17 protein-coding genes, 3 pseudogenes and 1 riboswitch are annotated in these 20,617 nt (G+C 71.3%); of the genes and pseudogenes, 11 read left to right on the top strand and 9 right to left on the bottom strand.

Annotated features, from left to right (window positions below; translation table 11 throughout):
• Positions 1 to 125: 125 nt before the first annotated feature.
• Both ABD369_RS10525 and ABD369_RS10520 read right to left on the bottom strand, forming a co-directional pair.
• The gene (locus tag ABD369_RS10525; RefSeq protein WP_344636034.1) at positions 126 to 794 is read right to left on the bottom strand and encodes a LysR substrate-binding domain-containing protein; all 669 of its coding nucleotides are present in this window, start codon (positions 792 to 794) and stop codon (positions 126 to 128) included.
• A complete protein-coding gene (locus tag ABD369_RS10520; RefSeq protein WP_344636033.1) occupies positions 725 to 1,087 on the bottom strand; it encodes a LysR family transcriptional regulator in 363 nt (120 codons plus the stop codon). Before ABD369_RS10520 ends, ABD369_RS10525 begins: the two co-directional genes overlap by 70 nt.
• Here ABD369_RS10520 and ABD369_RS10515 point away from each other — a divergent pair.
• Positions 1,043 to 1,558 carry a YncE family protein gene (locus tag ABD369_RS10515; RefSeq protein WP_344636032.1) on the top strand — a complete coding sequence of 172 codons (516 nt, stop codon included), beginning with the start codon at positions 1,043 to 1,045 and terminating at the stop codon, positions 1,556 to 1,558. The two genes, ABD369_RS10520 and ABD369_RS10515, sit on opposite strands and share 45 nt — an antisense overlap.
• A 289-nt stretch (positions 1,559 to 1,847) precedes the next feature.
• On the opposite strand, the gene ABD369_RS10510 is transcribed toward ABD369_RS10515, so the two are convergent.
• Both ABD369_RS10510 and ABD369_RS10505 read right to left on the bottom strand, forming a co-directional pair.
• A complete protein-coding gene (locus tag ABD369_RS10510; RefSeq protein ID WP_344636031.1) occupies positions 1,848 to 2,489 on the bottom strand; it encodes a response regulator in 642 nt (213 codons plus the stop codon).
• Positions 2,486 to 3,658: a sensor histidine kinase gene (locus ABD369_RS10505; protein ID WP_344636030.1), complete on the bottom strand. Its 1,173-nt coding sequence runs from the start codon at positions 3,656 to 3,658 to the stop codon at positions 2,486 to 2,488. Before ABD369_RS10505 ends, ABD369_RS10510 begins: the two co-directional genes overlap by 4 nt.
• A 247-nt stretch (positions 3,659 to 3,905) precedes the next feature.
• On the opposite strand from ABD369_RS10505, the gene ABD369_RS10500 reads away from it, so the two are divergent.
• Both ABD369_RS10500 and ABD369_RS10495 read left to right on the top strand, forming a co-directional pair.
• A complete protein-coding gene (locus tag ABD369_RS10500; protein ID WP_344636029.1) occupies positions 3,906 to 4,457 on the top strand; it encodes a GlcG/HbpS family heme-binding protein in 552 nt (183 codons plus the stop codon).
• Between the two features lie 872 nt (positions 4,458 to 5,329).
• A pseudogene (locus ABD369_RS10495) lies at positions 5,330 to 5,929 on the top strand (enoyl-CoA hydratase-related protein); the annotation flags it as partial.
• Positions 5,930 to 6,225: 296 nt separating this feature from the next.
• On the opposite strand, the gene ABD369_RS10490 reads toward ABD369_RS10495, so the two are convergent.
• On the bottom strand, positions 6,226 to 7,143 hold the full coding sequence (locus tag ABD369_RS10490; protein ID WP_344636028.1) for a cobalamin-binding protein: 918 nt from the start codon (positions 7,141 to 7,143) through the stop codon (positions 6,226 to 6,228).
• Positions 7,144 to 7,329: 186 nt separating this feature from the next.
• Positions 7,330 to 7,525: riboswitch (cobalamin riboswitch) on the top strand.
• A gap of 175 nt (positions 7,526 to 7,700) precedes the next feature.
• Between ABD369_RS10490 and metE the strand changes: the two are divergent.
• The 5 genes and pseudogenes from metE (at position 7,701) to ABD369_RS10465 (ending at position 13,279) form a co-directional block, all read left to right on the top strand.
• Positions 7,701 to 10,014 (top strand): annotated as a pseudogene (gene metE, locus ABD369_RS10485) (5-methyltetrahydropteroyltriglutamate--homocysteine S-methyltransferase).
• Between the two features lie 351 nt (positions 10,015 to 10,365).
• On the top strand, positions 10,366 to 10,494 hold the full coding sequence (locus ABD369_RS10480; protein WP_344636027.1) for a hypothetical protein: 129 nt from the start codon (positions 10,366 to 10,368) through the stop codon (positions 10,492 to 10,494).
• A gap of 242 nt (positions 10,495 to 10,736) precedes the next feature.
• Complete coding sequence (locus ABD369_RS10475) at positions 10,737 to 11,024, top strand: hypothetical protein (protein ID WP_344636026.1); 288 nt, start codon at positions 10,737 to 10,739, stop codon at positions 11,022 to 11,024.
• Entirely contained in the window at positions 11,017 to 12,069 is a 1,053-nt protein-coding gene (locus ABD369_RS10470) for a polyprenyl synthetase family protein (protein WP_344636025.1), read from the top strand. The genes ABD369_RS10475 and ABD369_RS10470 overlap by 8 nt, the downstream gene beginning before the upstream one ends.
• Before the next feature lie 40 nt (positions 12,070 to 12,109).
• Positions 12,110 to 13,279, top strand: a complete 1,170-nt coding sequence (locus ABD369_RS10465) for an oxygenase MpaB family protein (RefSeq protein WP_344636024.1) — start codon at positions 12,110 to 12,112, stop codon at positions 13,277 to 13,279.
• A 712-nt stretch (positions 13,280 to 13,991) separates the two neighbouring features.
• Here the strand turns inward: ABD369_RS10465 and ABD369_RS10460 are convergent.
• The 3 genes and pseudogenes from ABD369_RS10460 to ABD369_RS10450 all read right to left on the bottom strand — a co-directional run bounded on the left by ABD369_RS10460 (position 13,992) and on the right by ABD369_RS10450 (position 16,306).
• Positions 13,992 to 14,834 (bottom strand): hypothetical protein, encoded by an 843-nt coding sequence (locus ABD369_RS10460; RefSeq protein ID WP_344636023.1) that lies wholly within the window; start codon positions 14,832 to 14,834, stop codon positions 13,992 to 13,994.
• Between the two features lie 271 nt (positions 14,835 to 15,105).
• Positions 15,106 to 15,623, bottom strand: a pseudogene (locus ABD369_RS10455) (integrase core domain-containing protein); the annotation flags it as partial.
• Positions 15,624 to 15,724: 101 nt separating this feature from the next.
• The gene (locus ABD369_RS10450; protein ID WP_344636022.1) at positions 15,725 to 16,306 is read right to left on the bottom strand and encodes a TetR/AcrR family transcriptional regulator; all 582 of its coding nucleotides are present in this window, start codon (positions 16,304 to 16,306) and stop codon (positions 15,725 to 15,727) included.
• Positions 16,307 to 17,285: 979 nt separating this feature from the next.
• On the opposite strand from ABD369_RS10450, the gene ABD369_RS10445 reads away from it, so the two are divergent.
• The gene (locus tag ABD369_RS10445; RefSeq protein ID WP_344636021.1) at positions 17,286 to 17,735 is read left to right on the top strand and encodes an MFS transporter; all 450 of its coding nucleotides are present in this window, start codon (positions 17,286 to 17,288) and stop codon (positions 17,733 to 17,735) included.
• A 98-nt stretch (positions 17,736 to 17,833) separates the two neighbouring features.
• Positions 17,834 to 18,595, top strand: a complete 762-nt coding sequence (locus ABD369_RS10440) for an SDR family NAD(P)-dependent oxidoreductase (protein ID WP_344636020.1) — start codon at positions 17,834 to 17,836, stop codon at positions 18,593 to 18,595.
• 157 nt (positions 18,596 to 18,752) lie between these two features.
• Here ABD369_RS10440 and ABD369_RS10435 read toward each other — a convergent pair whose 3' ends face one another.
• Entirely contained in the window at positions 18,753 to 19,715 is a 963-nt protein-coding gene (locus ABD369_RS10435; RefSeq protein WP_344636019.1) for an alpha/beta fold hydrolase, read from the bottom strand.
• Between the two features lie 117 nt (positions 19,716 to 19,832).
• Between ABD369_RS10435 and ABD369_RS10430 the strand changes: the two genes are divergently transcribed.
• Positions 19,833 to 20,441: a TetR/AcrR family transcriptional regulator gene (locus ABD369_RS10430; protein WP_344636018.1), complete on the top strand. Its 609-nt coding sequence runs from the start codon at positions 19,833 to 19,835 to the stop codon at positions 20,439 to 20,441.
• Positions 20,442 to 20,617: the final 176 nt, after the last annotated feature.

The following is a 20,617-nucleotide window of genomic DNA, read 5'->3' as shown; positions in this document are numbered from 1 at the left end:
CGTGCCACAGAACCGGACATGGATGGCTGGAAGGCGCCATCAGCTGGCGAAGTTCGGACCGGCGGGATACGTGCCTGAGTCGCCCTGCTCCCGGCCATGGCCCGGAGCCGCCCCGAAGCTCGCCACTATGCCGTTGTGCTCCGCTGCGAGCTGTCGTCCTCCGGCCCTGACGGGGCCAGGACCGCGGCCGCCAGGTGGTCGCGGAACCAGCGGTGCCCCGGGTCGGTCGAGTTGCGGGGGTGCCAGGCCATTCCGAGGTCCAGGGGCGGCAGGTCGAGGGGGACGGGGAAGGTGCGCAGCCCCATCGCGGAGATGGCGCCGGGGAGCCAGTCGGCCAGGCTGAGCGCCACGAGGTCGGTGTCCCGGGCGAGCATCATCGCGCTCGTGTGGCTGGGTACGACGACGGCGATCCGGCGCCGCAGCCCGAGTTCCGCGAGCGCCCTGTCGATGGGCCCGAGGCGTTTGCCGAGCCGGGAGATGCCGATGTGGTCCGCCGCGGCGAAACGGCGGGCGTCGATCCGCTCGTCGAAGAGGGGGTGATCGCTGCGGGCTACGCCGACCAGCGTCCGTTTGGTGAGCTGACGCGTGCGGATCTCCGGGTCCAGGTGACCGAGAACGCCCAGCTCGACGTCGACCCAGCCCTGCCGCAGCGCGGGGCCGCCCTCCAGCGCCTCCGGGAGGAAGACCACGTCCACGTGCGGGGCCTGCGCGTGGATCCGTTCGGTCAAGGTGCCGGCCAGCCCCACCAGGAGCACGTCGGTGGCCTGCACGGTGAAGGTGCGCTGGAGGTGCACGGCGTCGAAACCGGCTCCGGCCGCAGGACGTTGTCGCAGCTGAGCAGCAACGCGCCCACCTCCTCCCGGAGTTCCAGGGCTCGCGGGGTCGGGACCATCCCCTGACCCGCGCGGACCAGCAGCGGGTCACCGACGGCACGGCGGAGCCGCGCCAGGGTGCGACTGACCGCCGCGGGTGACGTGCCGAGCCGCTCCGCGGCGCGGGTTTCGTCGACCTCGAACGGGGAGTCCTCACCGCGAAGGTCGAGGTGCCGGGCAGTGAAGGGCTCGCCGTCTCCGCCGACGGTACGCAAGCCTTCGTCGCCTCGCCCTACGGCGGTTCGTTCTCCGACATCACCGCGGAACGTCCGGCCACCGGAATCCGGGTCATCGACGCCCCGACCGCGTCCGTCGTCGACACCCTGCCCACGGAGAACATCGTCCTGCCGGTGCACCTGACGTCGACGGGCATGCTGCTCGCGGGCGAAACGCGCATGGAGCCCGACCCGACGTCACCGCTCGGACGCCATGCGCCGGGCAGCCTCACGGTGTTCTCCGCCGACACCCGCAAGCAGCTCGGCCAGGACGAGGTGGGGCTCTTCCCGCTGACCATCACCTCGTCCCCCGACGGCCGCCTCGCCTATGTGGCCTGCGTCGTCTCGTCCACCGTCGACATCGTCGACATCGTCGACCTGGAGACGCTGCAGAGCCTGGCCCGGCTGGACATCGCCAAGCTCGGCGAGCCCGGCGCCCACGGCCTGGCCTACATCCCGCGCCCGGCCTGACCCCGTGAGGACCGAGCCGCGCACCGCGGAGTCGACGACCCCGACGACGTTCCGGCAGCGGTGCGAGGAGGTCACCGATCCGGCCGCGGCGGCCTGAGTCCGCAGCCCGACGCTTTCACCACCGTCACCGATCCGAAGTGGCGCGGCCAGGGCGCTGGGAAGCGGACCTCCGGCGCTCGACCCACGCCGAGCGCGTCGAGTTCAGTGCGGCAGGCGGCGTTCCTCGGCGACGGCGACCGGATCGTTCAGTGCGGCAGGCGGCGTTCCTCGGCGACGGCGACCGGATCGTTCAGTGCAGCAGGCGGCGTTCCTTGGCGACGGCGACCGCGCCGGCGCGGGTGTCGACGCCGAGCTTGGCGTAGATCCGACCGAGGTGGGTCTTGACGGTGGCCTCGCTGATGAACAGTGCGCGGGCGATCTCGCGGTTGCCGAGACCCTGGGCGAGCTGGGTGAGGATGTCCTGTTCGCGGTCGGTGAGTTGGGGTGAGGGGGTGCGCATCTGGGCCATCATCCGGGAGGCCACCGGTGGGGAGAGGGCCGGGCGGCCGAGCGCGGCGGCGTGGATGGCGGCGAACAGCTCCTCGGGCCGTTCGGCCTTGAGCAGGTAGCCGGTGGCGCCGGCGGCGATGGCGCGGGTGATGTCGGCGTCGGTGTCGTAGGTGGTGAGCACCAGGACGTGGCCGGAGCCGGGCCGGGCGGTGATGCGGCGGGTGGCCTCGATGCCGTTGATGCCCTCGCCGAGCTGGAGGTCCATCAGTACGACGTCGGGCCGCAGTCGGGCGGTCAACGCGACGGCCTCTTCCCCGCTGCCGGCTTCGCCGACCACCTCGATGCCCGGGGCGCTGGCGAGCAGTGCCAGCAGCCCGGCCCGGACCACGGCGTGGTCGTCGCAGACGAGGAGGCGTACCGGGACGGTCGCTGTGTCGGTCACTTGGCCTCCAGGGGGATCGCGGCGGAGACGACGGTGCCCTGGCCGGGCGTGCTCTCGACGGTGAGGGCGCCGCCCAGCTGGCGCAGCCGGGCCTTCATGGCGGGCAGGCCGTGGCCGCGCCCTCCGGTCGGCCGGTGGGTGTCCGGGTGGAAGCCGCGGCCGTCGTCGGCGACGTCCAGGACGGCCTGGTCGTCGAGGTAGGTCAGGGTGATCGCGGCCGCCGAGGCGTGGGCGTGCTCGCGGACGTTGGCCAGCGCGCCCTGGGCGATGCGCAGCAGCCCGGACTGGGCGGCGAGGGGCATCGGTACCGGCGTGCCATCCAGGTGGAAGTGGACGGGCAGGCCGCTCTCGGCGCTCTCCCGGGCGGCCAGGGCGCGCAGGGCGGCATCCAGCGTGCCCTGGTCGGCGAGGTCGGCCGGGGCCAGGTCGTGGACGAAGCGGCGGGCCTCGGCGAGGTTGCGGCCGGCGATCGCGGTGGCGGCCTGGACATGGGTGCGGGCGGTGACGGGGTCGTGGTCCCAGGTGCGTTCGGCGGCCTGGAGCAGCATCTGCTGGCTGGACAGGCCCTGTGCGAGGGTGTCGTGGATCTCCGCGGAGAGCCGCTCACGCTCGGCGAGCGCGCCCTCGCGTCGTTCGGTGGCGGCCAGTTCGCGGCGGGTGGCGAGTAGGTCGTCGATCAGCGTCCGCTGGCGGGCGCTCTGCCGCTCCATGTGCAGGAAGACGGCGGTGGCCAGTGCGGCGACGGCCGGCGGGACAAGGGGGAGGGTCGGGTCGAAGCCGTCGGCGAGTTCCAGCTCGGCGAGCACCACCAGCGCGGTCAGCGCCGTGACCAGCGGAATCGCGGCGCGCGGGGGCAGCGCCCGCAGGACGGTGTAGATGAGCGGTACGGCGCACCAGGCGAAGCTGGGCGCGATCAGGACGAGCAGCGCCCACACCGTGAGGACGGCGGCCAGCCGGGTGGGCCGGCGGTCGGCTGCGACCAGCAGGTGGCCCGCGGCGAGGGCGAGGCTGAGCCCGATCACCCAGGGCGTCAGCGGGCTGTGGAGGTGGTGGACCAGGAAGCGGGTGAGCGAGGCGGCGAGCAGCACGAGGAACGCCACCCGCATGACGACGGCCAGCCACCTCGAGTCGGGGTTCGCCGCCTCGGCTGCGGCCTGGTGCACTGGCATCTCCTGATCCGTACGTTCTGACTGCTGGGCGGGCCGCCGACCTCGGGCGCGCCGGTCACCGCCTGTTGGCATGGTGGCCCGCGCGGCGCCCGGGCACATCAACCGATCGGCTGACCCCGTTGTCATCCATGATGCCTGCGGGTTCGGGCTGGAACGCCGATCCGGACGGCGCACCGGCGGCCGGAGGATCGAGGCACAGCGGGAGCCGCACGGCTTCCCGAGCCGATCCGACAGGAGCAGCAGAACCATGAAGAAGACGGGCACGCTCGGCCGAGTTCTCACCGGTGCCATCGCGGCGGTCGCCGTGGGCGCGGGCACCTTCGGTGCGGTGGCCGCCAGCGCGGAGGAGGCCAAGCCCTCGGCCGCCGGGAGCCCTGAGACCGCCAAGGGCAACCTGACCGAGTCGACCCACCTGTCGATCGCCGCCGCGACCAAGGCCGCGCAGGCCGCGCTGGACGCGGCCCAGCGGGGCGGCCAGCACGTCTCGGTGGCCGTGGTCGACCGTGACGGCAATACGCTGGTGACGCTGCGTGGCGACGGAGCCGGCCCGCAGTCCTACCAGTCGGCCGAGCGCAAGGCCTTCACCGCGGTCTCTTGGAACGCGCCGACCTCCGAGTTGGTCAAGCGCCTCGCCCAGGCGCCGGGCCTCAAGGACATCCCCGGCACCCTCTTCCTGGCCGGCGGCGCACCGGTCCAGGTCAAGGGCGCGCCCGTCGCGGCGGTCGGTGTGGCCGGCGCGCCCAGTGGCGACCTGGACGAGCAGTTCGCCCAGGCCGGCGTGGCGGCCCTCGGAAAGTAGTCCGGGAGCGGGGAGCCGGTCTGGTCCCGGGCCGGCTCCAGCGCCGTTCGCCGGGACCGCCTCCGTCCGAGGCGGCGTGCGACGACGGGCACGCCCGCTGAGGCGAGGCCGAGACCACGGCCCGGGGTCACACGCATCCGAGGTTCGCCCGCCGCAGCCCGGGCCGGAGCACGCCGAGGAGGAACTGCCCGGCCCGTACGGCAGGGCGGTCCGCCGCCAGGTCGATCGAGTGCCTGCCTGGTGGCTGCTACCCGAGACCGGTCCGGCCGTGGTGCCCGGCCACCGATTCGGTCAAGGAGTATGGAACTCACGGGAGTTGAGCAAGAGGGTAATGCCAGCAGGTGCGTGAGGACCGAACGCACGGAGCGGTCACTTGGAGAAGTGCGTGCGGGCCGCGGCGGGCCGCAGGATGTCACCGACCTTCAGGCCGTGCCGACGGGCGGTGCCGCGCTTGAGCCGCTGCGGACGGTCCTCGTCCACGAGGACGCCGGGCGTGACGTCCGCGAGCGGGATGTAGAACTGAGGGTTCTACGCCGACCGATCCGGTGAGGAGAGCGTACCGGGGCAGCTGAGACGAGTGAAGGGGGCTAGGGTGGCGCGCTGTGCGGCTGGGCGAGTACCCGAGTGACCGCGGCGAGCGCGCGGAAGCCTGTACCGACATGGTTCTGACCTGCGAAAACGGGGTGCGGCTGCGACAATCGGGCGAGTGGCTTCGGCGGCCCGATACTGAGGTGGCCCACCTTGTCGTGCGGCTTGTGTCGGCGCGATCCAGAAGGGCTTCGATTCTCAGGTATGCGCGCGTAGATCAGGGTGTGGTCAGACTGATGCTGACTTTTGCTGACCTGACCTGATGGAATTGTCAGGTATGGCTCGCGCGTAGGGCAGCTGCAACCCGGGCTGCTCGGGAGCGGGCCGGGGACGCGACAGACGCCTACCTGGGCGACTGGTTCGCCGCCTGGGACCGCTTCGGCGCGCTGCGCAAGCCGGTCGTCGCGGCCGTCGCGGGCTACGCGCTCGGCGGCGGCTGCGAGCTGGCGATGCTGTGCGACGTCCTACTGGCGGCGGACACCGCGAAGTTCGGCCAGCCGGAGATCAAGCTCGGTGTGATCCCGGGCATCGGAGGTTCGCAGCGCCTGACCCGGGCGATCGGCAAGGCGAAGGCCATGGAGCTCTGCCTGACCGGCCGCATGATGGGCGCCGAGGAGGTCGAGCGGGCCGGCCTGGTCTCCCGGAGCGTCCCGGCCGACCAGCTGCTGGCCGAGGCACTGGCCACCGCCGAGACGATCGCTGCGATGTCCACCCCGGTGGCGATCATGATGAAAGAGAGCGTCAACCGCGCCTTCGAGACCAGCCTCGCCGAGGGCGTCCGCTTCGAACGCCGGCTCTTCCACGCCACCTTCGCCACCGCAGACCAGAAGGAGGGCATGGCGGCCTTCGCCGAGAAGCGCCCGCCGTCGTTCACCCACCGCTGACCCGCCGCCAGGGCGAGCCGCCCGATGCGGGGACGGCTCGCCGGCACGTCCGAATCCGCGCCGGCACCGCGCGCCGGCCACGAGAGCAGGAGGACAGTCCTCCGGACCCGGGGCACGACCAGCCCGACGAATCAGTCCAGCCTTGCCGCGCACCCCGCTCCCTCGGGGAGGTCCTGACTACCGCCAGGCACTGTAGGGCTGAGCGGGCCGATCGGCTCGGTGGCGTCCTCCCCGCCCCGGGCGGGGTTTCGCCCACCCGGGTCGGGCGGGGGTGGGAGCGCCCCGCGGAGCCGTCGCTAACGGGCCGGGCGGCGGGCCTCGTCGACGGTCACCGTGTCGCCCGTCCGGACGCCGTGCAGGATCTGGGCCAGGACTTCGACGCCGCGGACGACGCGGGGACCGGGACGGTTGAAGTAGGACGGGCCGTCGAGGATCCAGACCCGGTCGTCCCGGACGGCCGGCAGCTCGTCCCAGCCCGGCAGTCCGGTGAGCAGATGGAATTCCCGCTCGGTCCGGGCCGGCGGGAATCCGCAGGGCAGGACCAGCAGGACATCGGGCCGGGCGGAGCGCACCGCGTCCCAGGTGATGGGCTTGGTGTGCTCGCCCGCCTCGGCCAGCAGCGGGGTCCCGCCCGCGATCTCGACCTGCTCGGGCACCCAGTGGCCGGCGGGCCAGAGCGGGTCGAGCCATTCCACCGCGACGACCCGTGGTCGGGGCAGGCCATGCACGGCCGCCGCTACCCGGTCCAGCCGCGCGTGCAGTGCGGCGGCGACGCGGGCGGCGGTGGCCGCGACACCGAGTTCGGCGCCGACGTGTTCCAGGCAGGCGATGACCTCGGGGAGCGTTCGGGGTTCCAGGCTCAGCACGCGCGGGCCGCCGTCCAGGATCCGCACGGCCTCGGTCACTCCGGTGTAGGACACGGCGCACACCTCGCAGAGGTCCTGAGTGAGGACGACGTCGGGCGCGAGGGCGGCCAATTTTTCCACGTCGAGCGTGTAGAGCGACGAGCCCCGGTGGGCCGCGCCGCCGACGGCCTCCGAGATCTCCCGGCTGGTGAGCCGGTCGGCGTCGAACTCGGCAGCCGTCACCACCGGGATCCCCGCGACGGTGGCGGCCGGCCGGTCGCACTCGTGAGTCCGGCCGACCAGGGCCCCACCCAGACCGAGCTCGGCGGCGATGTCGGTCGCAGCAGGCAACAGGGAGACGATCCGCATGCGCCTAGCCTAGAGAGCCCGGGTCCAGGCCGTGGGGAGCACTGCGGCAGGGGTCGGTCGACGAGTACGGCGAGGTCCCGGACGGAGCACGGGCGGATGAGGGAGGATCCGACGCCGTCTCAATATGTGGGCGATTGAGTGATTCTCCAGCCGGATGCTGGCGGATTGGCTCTAGGCTGGCCGGTGCAGCTGGTTCGCCCTGTCCGCCAGGCAGGGTGTCGTAAGAGGGAACCCGGTGGGAATCCGGGACTGCCCCGCAGCGGTGAGTGGGAACGACCGCCGTCATACGCACTGGGCCCGGGTCGGGTTTGGGAAGCGACGGCCAGTAGGTGTCCGCCCTTCACGGGTGGGTGTGTCCGCGAGTCCGAAGACCTGCCCGCTGCCCGCCCGCGGACGATCCGCGTGTGGACATCCGGTGACCTCGAGGGCGGGTCGGCGACCATACCAGGCGGATCAGGTACGCGCGTCCACGGCGGCCGCCGCCCGGTTCGTCATCCCTTCGCGTTCTCGTGCCGTCGCCGGGCACTTGAGGAGACAGACTCGCGAAGGAGAGTCCCTTGACCACGAAGTCCGCAGCCGCGGCAATCGCGACCGTGTACGGCTACCCCCGCCAGGGCGGGGGCCGGGAGCTCAAGAAGGCGATCGAGGGCTACTGGAAGGGCGCGGTCACCGCCGACGCTCTACTGGCCACCGCCGCCGACCTGCGCCGGGGGAACTGGCAGCAGCTCGCCGACTCCGGCATCGAGGAGGTCCCCACCGGGGACTTCTCGCTCTACGACCATGTTCTGGACACCACGGTAGCCGTCGGCGCGATCCCGGCCCGCCACCGCGCCGCCGTCGACGCCGACCCGCTTGACGGTTACTTCGCGATGGCACGCGGCACCCAGGAGGTGGCGCCACTGGAGATGACCAAGTGGTTCGACACCAACTACCACTACCTGGTGCCCGAACTCGGCCCCGACACCGCCTTCACCGCGAACCCGGCCAAGGCCGCCGGCGAACTGGCCGAGGCCCTGGCGCTCGGCCACGAGGCCCGCCCGGTGCTGGTCGGCCCGGTCACCTACCTGCTGCTGGCCAAGCCCGCGCCCGGTGTCGCCGCCGACTTCGAGCCGCTCACCCTGCTGGACCGGCTGCTGCCCGTCTACGCCGAGCTGCTGGCCGACCTGCGCGCCGCCGGCGCCGCCCGGGGTGCAGCTGGACGAGCCCGCGCTCGTCCAGGACCGCACCCCCGCCGAGCTCAACGCCGCCGCCCGCGCCTACCGCGACCTCGGCGCCCTCACCGACCGGCCCAAGCTCCTGGTCGCGAGCTACTTCGACCGCCTCGGCGAGGCCTTGCCGGTGCTGGCCAAGGCCCCAGTCGAGGGCCTGGCGCTGGACTTCACGGGATCTGCCGCCGCCAACCTCGACGATCTCGCCGCCGCCGGCGGCCTGCCCGGCAAGCGGCTGGTCGCCGGGGTGGTCGACGGCCGCAACATCTGGATCAACGACCTGGAGAAGTCGCTCGCCACCCTGGCGACCCTCCTCGGCCTCGCGGACACGGTCGACGTGGCGCCGTCCAGCTCGCTGCTGCACGTGCCCATCGACGCCACCATCGAGCGCGACATCGACCCGCAGATCGTCCGCTGGCTCGCGTTCGCCAAGCAGAAGTCGGCTGAGGTGGCGCTGCTGGCCCGGGGCCTGCGCGAGGGCGCGGGGGCGATCGCCGCCGAACTCGCCGCCAACCGCGCCGACCTGGCCTCCCGTGCCACCTCGCCGATCACCCGCGACCCGGCGGTCCGCGCCCGCACGGCTGCCGTCTCCGAGGCCGACGCGCGCCGCGCCCAGGCATACCCACAGCGGGCCGAGGCTCAGCGAGCCAGGCTCGGGCTGCCGCTGCTGCCGACCACCACCATCGGATCCTTCCCTCAGACCTCCGAACTGCGCGTGGCCCGGGCAGATCTGACTGCGGGGCGGATCGACGCCGCTGCGTACCGGGAGCGGATGGAGGCGGAGGTCCGCGAGGTCATCGCCTTCCAGGAGAAGGCCGGGCTGGACGTCCTGGTGCACGGCGAGCCCGAGCGCAACGACATGGTGCAGTACTTCGCGGAGCAGCTCACCGGCTACCTGGCCACCCGGCACGGCTGGGTGCAGTCCTACGGCACCCGGTACGTGCGCCCGCCGGTCCTGGTCGGGGATATCTCCCGCCCGCACTCTATGACGGTCGACTGGTTCGGCTACGCGCAGGGCCTGACGGGTCGTCCGGTCAAAGGCATGCTCACCGGCCCGGTCACCATGCTCGCCTGGTCCTTCGTCCGCGACGACCAGCCGCTCGCCGACACCGCCCGCCAGGTCGCCCTCGCCCTGCGCGACGAGGTCACCGACCTGGAGGCCGCCGGCGCGGCCGTCGTTCAGGTCGACGAACCGGCGCTGCGCGAGACCCTGCCGCTTCGCACCGCCGACCGCCCGGCCTACCTCGCCTGGGCCACCGAGGCGTTCCGCCTCGCCACCTCCGGGGTCCGCGCCGACACCCAGATCCACACCCACATGTGCTACGCCGAGTTCGGCGCGATCATGACGGCCATCGACGAGCTCGACGCCGACGTGATCTCGCTGGAGGCCACCCGCTCGCACATGCAGGTGGCCGGGGAACTCGCCGAGGCCGGGTACCCGCGCGAGGTCGGCCCCGGCGTGTGGGACATCCACTCCCCGCGGATCCCGAGCACGGAGGAGGTCGTCGAGCTGCTGCGCGCCGGGCTCGCGGCGATCCCGGCTGAGCGACTGTGGGTCAACCCCGATTGCGGGCTGAAGACCCGCGGCTGGACCGAGACACGGGCGTCGCTGGAGAGCCTGGTCGGCGCCGCCCGCCGCTTGCGGGAGGAACTCGCTGGCTGACACGCCTTCGTGAGATCAAAGGGGGGGCGCAGACCACCTGCGTTCGCCCCGGTGGCTCGCTGACGCGCTGGCCCGGCTGGCCGTGGCCGAGGACGGCAGAGGAGGAGGTGCCCTGACCGCTCCGGGGCGGGACGGGCGTCCGCCACGAGGCGCGGGCCGCGCCGGTCCGGCACGGCCCGCACCTTCGCTCAGCCGGACTGGGACATGCCAGCCAGATCGAGGCGCTGGAGGCGGCGGGCTGCACGAGGACCTTCCGAGAGAAGATCAGCACCCGCGTCAAGCACCGTCCTGAGATGGCGGCAGCCCTCAAAGCTCGCCACCGAGTTCAAGGAGGCCGCGCCCGACCAGGTCGTGATCCTCACCGTCCACGAAACGAAGCGCCTGGCGCGCAACGCCGCCGAGCTGATGCAGCTCTCCGCCGACCTGGAGGAGCCTGAGCCAGGCCGGTTCACACTGCCCCGCCAGAGCACCCGCACATAGCCGCCGTCCACGACGCCTGAAAGGGAATCGGACGAAGAACCACACGGCACCTTCTGAGGCCGAGGTCCTATCACAAGGCGAGATCACGCTGATGGGATTTGTGGGAGAGATAGCTGGTTCGTGTGACTTTGAGGTGAGCCTTTCCGTGTCGGGGAAGGTTCACGGGTGGCTGCGGGGGCCGTGCACCGTCGTCCGGCGGGAAGCCGTCGCAGCCGCGCCTATGGGGAGGGGTGGGGAAAGTCGTGTCAGCACAGGGGAGCGCGGGAGCGGGCGCCGATCGGGGGAAGGAGGCGGTCCAACTGCTGGCCGGTGTCATCGATGTGGGACTGGAACAGGCCGAGGGCTTGCTGCGCCGGATGCGCGGCGTGCTCGGCCGCTCCGACCTGCGCGAGGTGGCGGCGGACGGGCAGGAGGAGTTGCGGGCGCGGGGCGAGTTGCTGCTGGGCCGTCTCGCCCCCGCCACCGAGTCCCACCTGGAGGGCGTGGCGCGCCGCGCGGCAGCCTCCCGCCGGACATCCTCCGATGCCTGAGGCGTGGCAGGGGCCGGCGCTGAAGTCGCGCGTCGAGGACGCCCTGCACGCCTTCGTGCACCAGGAGACGGCGCTGCTGGTCGCCGTCGATGCCCAACTTGAGCCGGTGGCTGAGCAGTTGTGCGCGGCTGTGGCGGAGGGTAAGCGGTTGCGTGCCGCGTTCGCCTACTGGGGCTGGCGGGCTTCGGGTCAGCCGGACAGCGAGGCGATGGTGCGGGCCGCGGCGGCGATGGAGTTGGTGCACGCGGCGGCTGTGGTCCACGACGACCTGATCGATGACAGCCCGATCCGCCGCGGTGCGCCCACCGCGCACCGAGCGTTGCGCCATGCCGTCGCCGACGGGCCGGGGTGCGAGGCCCAGGGCAGGTCGTTGGCGCTGTTGGTGGGCGATCTGCTGATGTCCTGGGCCGGGCAGGTGTTCGCCGGCTGTGGGCTGCCCGCCGCCTACCTCGCGCGAGCTCGTCCCCTGTGGGCCACACTCGCCCGCGAGCTGATCGCCGGCGAGTGCATGGAGATCCTCCGTGCCCGGCTGACGCCGAGCGCGGAGAGCTCGCTGGAGATCATTCGTTACAAGACCGCGAAGTACACCGTCGAGCACCCCCTGCACCTGGGTGGCTACCTTGCCGGCGCCCCGCCCGCACTGCTCGACAGCTTCACCGCCTACGGTGTGCCGCTGGGCGAGGCGTTCCAACTCCGCGACGACCTGCTCGGTGTCTTCGGCGACCCGCAGCGCACCGGGAAGTCCAACCGGGACGACCTCACCGGTGCCAAACCCACCGCGCTGCTCGCCCACGCCCTCACCGGTGCGACGCCCGCCGACCGCGCGCACCTGCAAGCCGGGCTCGGCCGAGGCGACCTCGGTGCGGCGGAGCTGGACCAGCTGCGGGACATCATCGAGCGCTCCGGTGCCCGGGCCCGCGTCGAGGAGATGATCGCCCAACGAGCGACGGCCGCCCGCACCGCCCTTGAGCGGGCCGCACTCCCGCCGCAGGCCGCCGCGGCCCTCTCCGAGCTGATCGCCGCGGCCTGCGCCCGCACGTCCTGACATCGCCGACGCCGAACAGACCCGAACCAGGGGGCACCCCATGACCGTGACACCCGAGGCGATGAACGCCCTGCGCCTGGCGGGCGACCCGCCGGCCGACGACGTGGTGGACTCGCTGTTCGAGCGCGGTGACATCGGAAAGTTCAACACCCTGATGCGCTGGTTCGCCCAGAGCGGCCAGCCGCTGCCCGACGACGTTCCCGAGGTGGCTCGCGACTACCTGCAAGCCACCGCCACCCCGCCCGACTGGGTCGACTGGGACCAGATCGAGAAGGCCCGGCTGTTCTTCATCCGCAACAACGTCCACATCTCCACCGCGCTGTCCTTCGCCTCGATGCCCGCCTGCTATGTCGTCCCGCACGTCGCCCGCCTGCTCAGTGCCACCCACTCGCTCGACTTTCCCTCCAAGCGAATGGCCGAGACCGGCCAGTTCACCCTCTACCTGATGCGGCCCGACGCCTTCGAAGCCGGCGGCAGGTTCCTCCCCGCCGCGCAGAAGGTCCGCCTGCTGCACGCCTCCATCCGCCACCACCTACGCCGCGAGAACCGCTGGGACGAAGCCACCCTCGGCATGCCGATCTGCCAGGAGGACATGATCGGCGGTCAGATGATGTTCTCCATCCAGGTGCTGGACGCCCTGCACCGGATGGGCATCCACATCTCCAACGAGGGCGCCGAAGCCTACTTCTACGCCTGGCGCGTGGTTGGCGCGATCCTCGGTGTCGACACCCAGGCCGCGCCCGCCGACCTGGCCGAGGCACGCGACTTCTCCGACCTCTACATGGCCCGCCACATGGGCCCCTCCGACGACGGCATCACGCTCACCCGCCAACTCATCGACCTCTACGAGCAGGTCGTCCCCGGCACCCTGCTCGACCCGGTTGTCCCCGCCCTGATCCGCTACCTCATCGGCGACACCTGCGCCGACTGGCTCCAAGTCCCGCGCTCCACCTGGGACAAGGCCATCACCCTCGCCCCCACCCTGCTCGGCATCCTAGAGCGCATCGAGGACTCCTCGCCGCTCGGCGCCTGGGCACTGGACCGCCTCGGCGACCTCACTACCCGTTTCGAACTCAGCTCCCTCACCCGCGGCCGCGTCATGCAGTACGCCATCCCCGAACACCTCCACGACGAACACGGCGTGACCTCCACCAAACACCGCACCGACCCGTGGAGCCCGCCCCCGCTCTCCAACAGACTCCCCGCATGACCGGCGAACCCTGCCGTTCCGAAACTCGTCGCCGCAGGTCAGGCCGCGTATCGGTACTCGTTGGAGTCTGGCCAACTCTCCATCTCGACCCGTAGTGGCGGACGGACAAGCCTCTTCCCTCTGCCTGAGCCCGATCACTCGATCGTGAGTTCTCTCGCGCTCACGCTCGGCATGACGCGGTGCTCGCAATGAAGGCGTGAAGCCGGCGCAGTTGAAGTGCGGTAGGTAGGGAGAAGTGCCGACGCGGAAGCTGGACGGCAGCGGGGCCTTGATCGTCAGGCGGTGCGGGGCCGCTCCAGCACCAGATGGCACTGTCCTACCCCGGATCGGCATGGCGGGCGGCCCGGCGTGACGACTACGACGCTGGGCGGCGCTTCCGGACACCCCGCACCGTACCGCAGCTGCCGTGACGGCGCCGACTTTGCGCGCAACAGCGGGAAGGTGGCTGGTCAGCCAGGCAGAGCGACACGCGCTGACCAGCACAGCGGGAAGTGATCTCGATGTGCCCGGGAACGACCAACCCTGCGGTGCCGCATAGGGCCCCACCCAGAGGTAGGTGGTTTCACCGTCACGATCCCTGAGCACATCGTCGCAGCAGCCCGACGCCGCGCGCTGCTCGCCGAGCCACGCCGACACCCGGGCGCGCTGAGCGCACTCGACGACGCCCACGTCGTCGCGATGGCCCTGGACGCCATGGCGATAGACGCCGCAGTCACGGCCGCCAGTCGTGTGTGGTGGGTCGGGACTGGTGGAAGAGGGTGTGGTAGTAGCCGTCGGCCTCGCGGCCGGTCGGGTCGTAACCGGTGGCGGTGACGCGCGCGATGGCGCGCTGTTGCTCGTCGTCGTCAGTGAAGCGGCGCTGTGGATACGTCTCGGGGGAGGTGCGTGTCACCATTCCCCGGGCGGCCAGGGTGTTGGCGATCGGCCGGTAGTCGACCATCCGTAGTGCGAAGGCGGCCACCCACACTGGGGTGCGGGTGTGGCTCACGACGGTGTCGAAGGTGCGGGGGCCGATGTAGCCGACGCCGCCGGTGATGGTGATGAGACCGGTGGCGGCCACGGCCCGGGCCAGCCTCGCGCTGGCGGGGCCGGTCTCCAGGTTCTCGGCGAACGCGCCGTCCAGCAGGCCGACCGCGCTCGCGTAGGCCACCGCCCGGGGCGCGGCGTCGAGGCCGATGAACGGCACCGCCTGCTCCCGGCGGTGCGCGGCGTAGAACTCCTTGTCCGCCTCGATGAGTTCCGGCGTGGACAGCCCGGCCATCTCCGGGCCGGTGTAACGGGCGTACAGGTCTTCCAAGGTGAGGTCGTGGTTGACCAGTGCCGCGGTGATGCCGTAGGAGCAGCACAGGTCCACCATCGTGACCGGCTCTCCCGGCGGGTTCAGGCGGGCCCGCTCGGCGAGGAGCCCGCGGAAGACCGGCTGGGCGTGGTGCGGGGTCTGGTAACGCAGGGGCCGCAACCGGGTGAAGTAGGCGCGCGGGTCAGGCTGGTCGTAGATGTCCTCGAAGGTGCTCTTCCCCCAGCCGTGCTGTCCGCCTCCGGCGTCCGACTGCATGCTCTGCCCTCCCAGCCGAGAACGTGCACTTCGCGTACCAGCATGACCGGGCACCGCCGGGGAAGCCAGCACGCCTCACCGGTGGCCGGGACGTCGCGTAGGTCCCCCAGTACGGCCCACGGCGCCTGGAAGGACCGTAGGCTGCTGATTCTTCCGGAGCCGACGAAGCGTGAGCTGGTCGCCGCGTTGGCCTCGGTGCCGAGCGACCCGTGGTGGGAGGTCCGGCAGCAGCAAGCTCACCCCCGGCTGCTCACGCTCGGTGTTGACGAGACAGGACCTGGTCCAGGGCCTCACGCCGGATGCTGCCGATCACTCGCTCGCAGTGGGTGTTCATCCGGGGAGCCTGGGGTGCGCTCTTGAGGATCTCCATCTCCTCGGCCTCGAAGACGGCGTCGAAGGACTGCCCGTACTTGCCGTCGCGGTCGCGCAGCAGGAACCGCAGGACTCCGTGCGCCTGCCGAGGTTGGCGGTCACGTTCCGGGCCTGCTGCACCGCCCGTTCCCGGGTGGGGTGGGTGGTGACGCCGGCGATGTGCAGGCGCCGGGTGCCGTGCTCGGGGAACGCCAGCGCGTACATGCGCCTGCCGAGCGCAGTGTCGAGATGGAAGAAGTCGACGGCGATGATGCCCTCGGCCTGGGCCGTGAGGAACTCGCGCCAGGTCGGGCCGGTGCGGCGCGGAGCTGGGTCGATGCCCGCCGCGTGGAGGATCGCCCAGACCGTGGATGCGGCGATCGGGTGCCAGAGGCGGGCGAGTTCGCCCTGGATCCGCTTGTGGCCCCACCCAACTCCGCGAGGCGTACGCGAGGCAGCGCTGACCGCTCTTACCACAGGCCGTCCAGCATGAGGCGATGACCAGCCTGAGGAGCTACCTCCTTCGTCGAAGCCTTCCCTCAGGCGAGGGCGGCCAGGGCCTGGGAGGCGGCGGCCTGGAGGCGGGCGGGGTCGGGGGCGGCGCGGGCGATGACGCGGATGCCCTGGAGCATCACCAGCAGGAAGCGCGCCAGCACCTGCGGATCTCGTTCCTCGGGAAGCTCGCCCTGGGCGATCGCCCGCATCAGGGCCGAGGTCAGCGTGGTCTCCAGGACGCCCCAGCTCAGTTCGACCTGGTGGGCCACCTTGGGGTCGCGCGGGCTGAGTTCGACGGCGGCGTTGACCACCAGGCAGCCGAGGTGGGCCGGGTCGTTCAGAGCCTCGTCGACCCAGCTCTGCACCAGGCTCCGCACGGCGGGGAGGACCGGGCCCGGCTGGGACAGCGCCCGGACGAACCCGGTCTCCCTGATTTCCAGGTAGCGCTTCAGGGCCGCGAGGTACAGGTCGTGCTTGCTGCCGAACGTTCCATACAGGCTGGCGCGGGCGATGCCGAGGCGCTCCACGAGGTCAGCCATCGAGGTGGCCTCGTACCCTCGCTCCCAGAACAGGTCCATGGCCTGCCCCAGCACGGTGTCCGGATCGAAATCCTTGGTCCTCGCCATGCCACGACCGTAGCAGCATTCAAGACCATTCGGTCTACTGGCCTGTCACCTCGTCCGGCGCGGGCGTCCGGTCCTCCGGCGGGGACGACCGGGCCCGGCAGTCGTACGGAGTGGTCGTGCCGGGAAAAGCCCCCGGGATCCCAGACTGCCTTCACCTTCGGGCCGTACGCGCTCAGGAGCGGCATCGCCCCGGGGCTGGCGGAGCCGGTGCGGGTCAAGTGGCGGTAGGTCTTGGCGAGTTGGCCTCCGGGGAGCCATGCACGTATGTGTACGGACTTCCGGTCGCCGCGCAGGGTCGGGTCGACCAGGACGTGGTCCCGGGGGCGCGTCCATCTGGGTCAGCGCGCTGATCTCGCCGTTGGGTCGGTGGTTCAGGTTGAGGTTGACGAACGGCCTGTCAATGCGGATTCCCGGTGGGGGCGTGAGCCACCCCGGGCGGCGTAGTTGCTCGCCAGGGTGGAGAGCGACGCCTCGGTCGGCTGCTCCCAGGGTCAGGAAGCGGCGCGTTCCAGAATTCGGCAGCCAGGTCACGGGGGGCGCATAGGGGCTGGGGTTCGCCGTTCTGTGCAGTAGTCCGTCCCACGCCTGGGAGTGGTGGAGGCGGACCGGCACGGCCGGGTCCGGGCCGCCGGATGTGGTCGCCGACAGCGTCGAACTCAGCTGATTCATCAGAGAGTTCCTCCCGCATCGGGGTTGGTGGGGACGAGTCTGCTGTGTTGCGGGGGGCGGGTCATCACCTGTTCACGGGATCCTCGGCGGCGGTCGGGCGGCCAGGCTGGAGTCACCTCCGAGGGGCCGCCGAGGCCGGTTCGGAGCGGCGGTTCGGACCCAGTCTCGGACCTATCTAGACCGTACGTTCTGAAGTTGCTACGGTTCTAGTCATCAGATTCTGCGGATTCGCCGCGCTGACGGCATCTCTATCTGGAACGATCAGTCTGCTAAGGAGTGGGTATGGCAGTGGAACCCGCCCGCACTGGCCGTGCTGCTGGCCGCCAGCCTGGCGGGCCGCGCCCTGCAGCGCCTGCGCCCCGGCCTGGTGACGGCGGCAAAACTGGCGATCTCGGCCCTCGGGCTGCTGGTCCTGGCCGGGATGGAGCAGGACACCCCGTACGTCGGGCCGCTGCTGGCCGGACTGGTGATCTTCCCGGTCGGAGCCGGGTTCACCTTCTCCGGCGCCACCGTCTGGGCGGTCAACGACGCACCCGGCCACCAGTCCGGACTGGTCGGCGGGGTGATGAACACCGCCATGGAGATCGGCCCGCCGATCGACCTCGCCGTCCTGGTCCCGATCGCCAACGCACACGCGGCCTCCCTTGCCGGGTTTACCCCCGGTGCGGCGGCTGGCGGCTTCGCCTTCGCCGTCGCGGCGGCCGCCCTCGCTGCCACCGCGGTCCTCGTGCTCCTCCAGCGCGGCACGAACCATCGCTGACCCTGCCGGGCCCGGCCCGGACCGACTCGGCACCTCGGTCAACCGGCCACGGGGCAACCGACTTTCCGGACAACACCTCTGCAACCAAGGAGACCCAGATGACCGCCCGTTTCGCCGGCAAGATCGCCCTCGTCACCGGAGCCGCCGGTGTGGTCGGCCGGACCGCCGCCCTGGCCTTCGCCCGGGAGGGTGCCACCGTCCTGGTCGCCGGCCGCAACGAGGACGGCGTGGCCCAGACCGTGAAGCTGATCGAGGCCGAGGGCGGCGAGGCCAGCGGCGTCCTGGTGGACGTCTCCGACTCCGCCTCCGTCGCCGCCATGGTCGCCACCGCCGTCGAGCGCTACGGTGCCCTGCACATCGCCTTCAACAACGCGGGCGTCCTCGGCGGCGGCACCCCGGTCGGCGAGCACGACGAGGACGAGTGGAACCGGGTCCTGTCGATCAACTTGACCGGCGTCTTCCTCGCCATGAAGCACCAGATCGCGCACATGAGCGGCAACGGCGGCGGCGTGATCGTCAACACCTCCTCCAATCTGGGGGCGCACTGGCGCCTGGCGGGTATGAGTGCCTACGCCACCTCCAAGGCGGGCGTCAGCTTCTTGACTCGTACGGCGGCCCGCGAGGCCATTTCCCAGGGCGTGCGGATCAACTCGATCAGCCCCGGCCCGATCGACACCCCGATGTCCTACCTCCCGGGTGAGACCCGCGAGGAGCGCGACGCCCGCTTGGCCCCGACCGTCCCGCTCGGCCGGGTCGCCAAGCCGGAGGAGATCGCGGCGGCCGTCCTGTGGCTGGCCTCGGATGAGTCCAGCTTCGTCGTCGGCCACGACCACGTGATCGATGGCGGTGCCACCGCCTGACACCGGCCGTACCGAGGGGCGCAGCGACCGCGGCGCGAGGTCGCTCCGCCCCTCGTTTCTCCCGTGTGGGTCCGCCGAGGGCCCCACCGGCGGAACCGCCCCCGCCGTGCCCCGACTTGGCCACCAGGATCGAGCAGCGTCGCGAACCACGAGTCCTCTAGCGGTGGTCGGCGAGTCCCTTCAGGAACTCCAGGAGAGCGAGGTTCACCTCGGCAGGGCGCTCCTGCTGAACCCAGTGTCCGCATCCGGGTAGTGCGAGGCTGCCGCGCAGATCCGCTACCAGGCCGGGCAGCGCGTCGATCAGCTGTGCGGCATAGAGGGCGAACGAGTCCTCGGCTCCGTAGATGAACAGGCCGGGGACATGGATGGTCGCGTCCTGCCACGCGCCCATGAGTTCCCAGCTCGAGTCGAGTGTGCGGTACCAGTTGAGCGCCCCGGTGAAGCCCGAGTGTTCGAACGCCTCGACGTAGGCCGCCAGGTCCGCCTCGGTCAGCCACGGGGGCACGATGCCCGGGTCAGGAAGAACGTCCAGCCAACCACCGCCTGCGGGGATCACCGGATCCCATGGCGCAGGGGCATCCCCGGAGCCGGAGTACAGCACACTGCGGAACGTGGCCGCGACATCGCGGGCCAACTCGGCATCCGCCGTGCCGGGTTCCTGGAAGTACTGCATGTAGTAGCGGTCACCGAACCGGGATCGCATCGCGGTCAGCAGGCTCTGCCGCGCGCGGGGCACATAGGGAACGCTCAGCCCTGCGACTCCGCTGACGCGATCGGGCCGCAGCAGCGCGGTGGACCAGGCGATCATGGAGCCCCAATCGTGCCCGACAACCGCGGCCTGCTCCTCGTGCAGCGCGTCCAGCAGGCCGATCACGTCGCCGACCAGGTGCAGCTGGGTGTACTGCCCGATGTCGCGCGGTCGGTCCGTACGGCCGTAGCCCCGAAGGTCGGGGGCGACGACGTGGTAGCCCGCATCGGCCAGGGCTTCCATTTGGTGCCGCCATGAGTACGAGAAGTTGAGGAATCCGTGCAGCAGCACGACCAGCGGTCCGCTCCCCGCCTCCGCGATGTGCATCCGAAGGCCGTTGCTGCTGACAAACCGATGTGTGACGCCTGACATGGGTCCTCCTGCTCGGTATTCCCGGCCTTGACTCCACCCCGGGCCTCTAATGACCAACTGGTCACTAGTGACAGCCTAGGGCCGGGCACGGCTAATGACCACTCGTACACTTGTGACATGGGACAGATCTCCGGCGCCGGCCGCATGACCGCCGACCCCCAGGTTCGGTCAAAGCGGGTCCGCGACCCCGAAGCACGCCAGGCCGCCATCCTCGACGCGGCACGTGCCTGTTTCGCCGAACGCGGATACGCCCGGGCCACCATCCGCGACATCGCCCGGCGTGCTGGAGTCACCCATGGCTTGGTGATGCGCCACTTCTCATCCAAGGAACAGCTGTTCATCGCCTCGATGCCGGGCCCCCGGGACCTGGGCGAGGTCATCCCCGGCGAGACCGCCACACTTCCGGAACGACTCGCGAGCGCGTTCGTCGAGCGAATGGAGAGCGCCGAGGGCAATGACCCGCTCATCGCGCTGATCCGTGGCGCGGCCTCCAACGAGGACGCGGCCAGCGCTCTCTACCAGGCCATGCGAGAACGCAGCATGAGCGTCTACCGCTCGGTTCTGGACTGCGAAGACGTCGACGCCCGCGTCGACCTGCTCAGTGCGCACCTTGTCGGCGTCGCCTTCAACCGGTACATCCTCGGCATCGGACCACTGGCCGAGATGCCGCCCGACCAACTGGTCATCCGCCTCGCCGCCAGCTTGCGGCAGATCCTTTTCGGCTGACACATCCGCCTTCGCTTGATCATGTTGCTCTGATCAGGGGCGCACGTGATCACAGGCGCCGATCTGAGCGGCGCCGGCGTTGTTGACCAGTGCGTCGAGGCAGGCGGTGATGCTCGCGAGGTCGACCACGTCCAGGCGCTTGACCTGGATGCGGTCGGCGACACGGTTCTCGGCGG

Origin of the sequence: Kitasatospora cystarginea, assembly GCF_039533515.1 — a bacterium.
Classification (GTDB): Bacteria; Actinomycetota; Actinomycetes; order Streptomycetales; family Streptomycetaceae; genus Kitasatospora; species Kitasatospora cystarginea.
The sequence above is the reverse complement of the archived record's forward strand: the minus strand, read 5'-3'. Positions and strand labels throughout refer to the sequence as shown.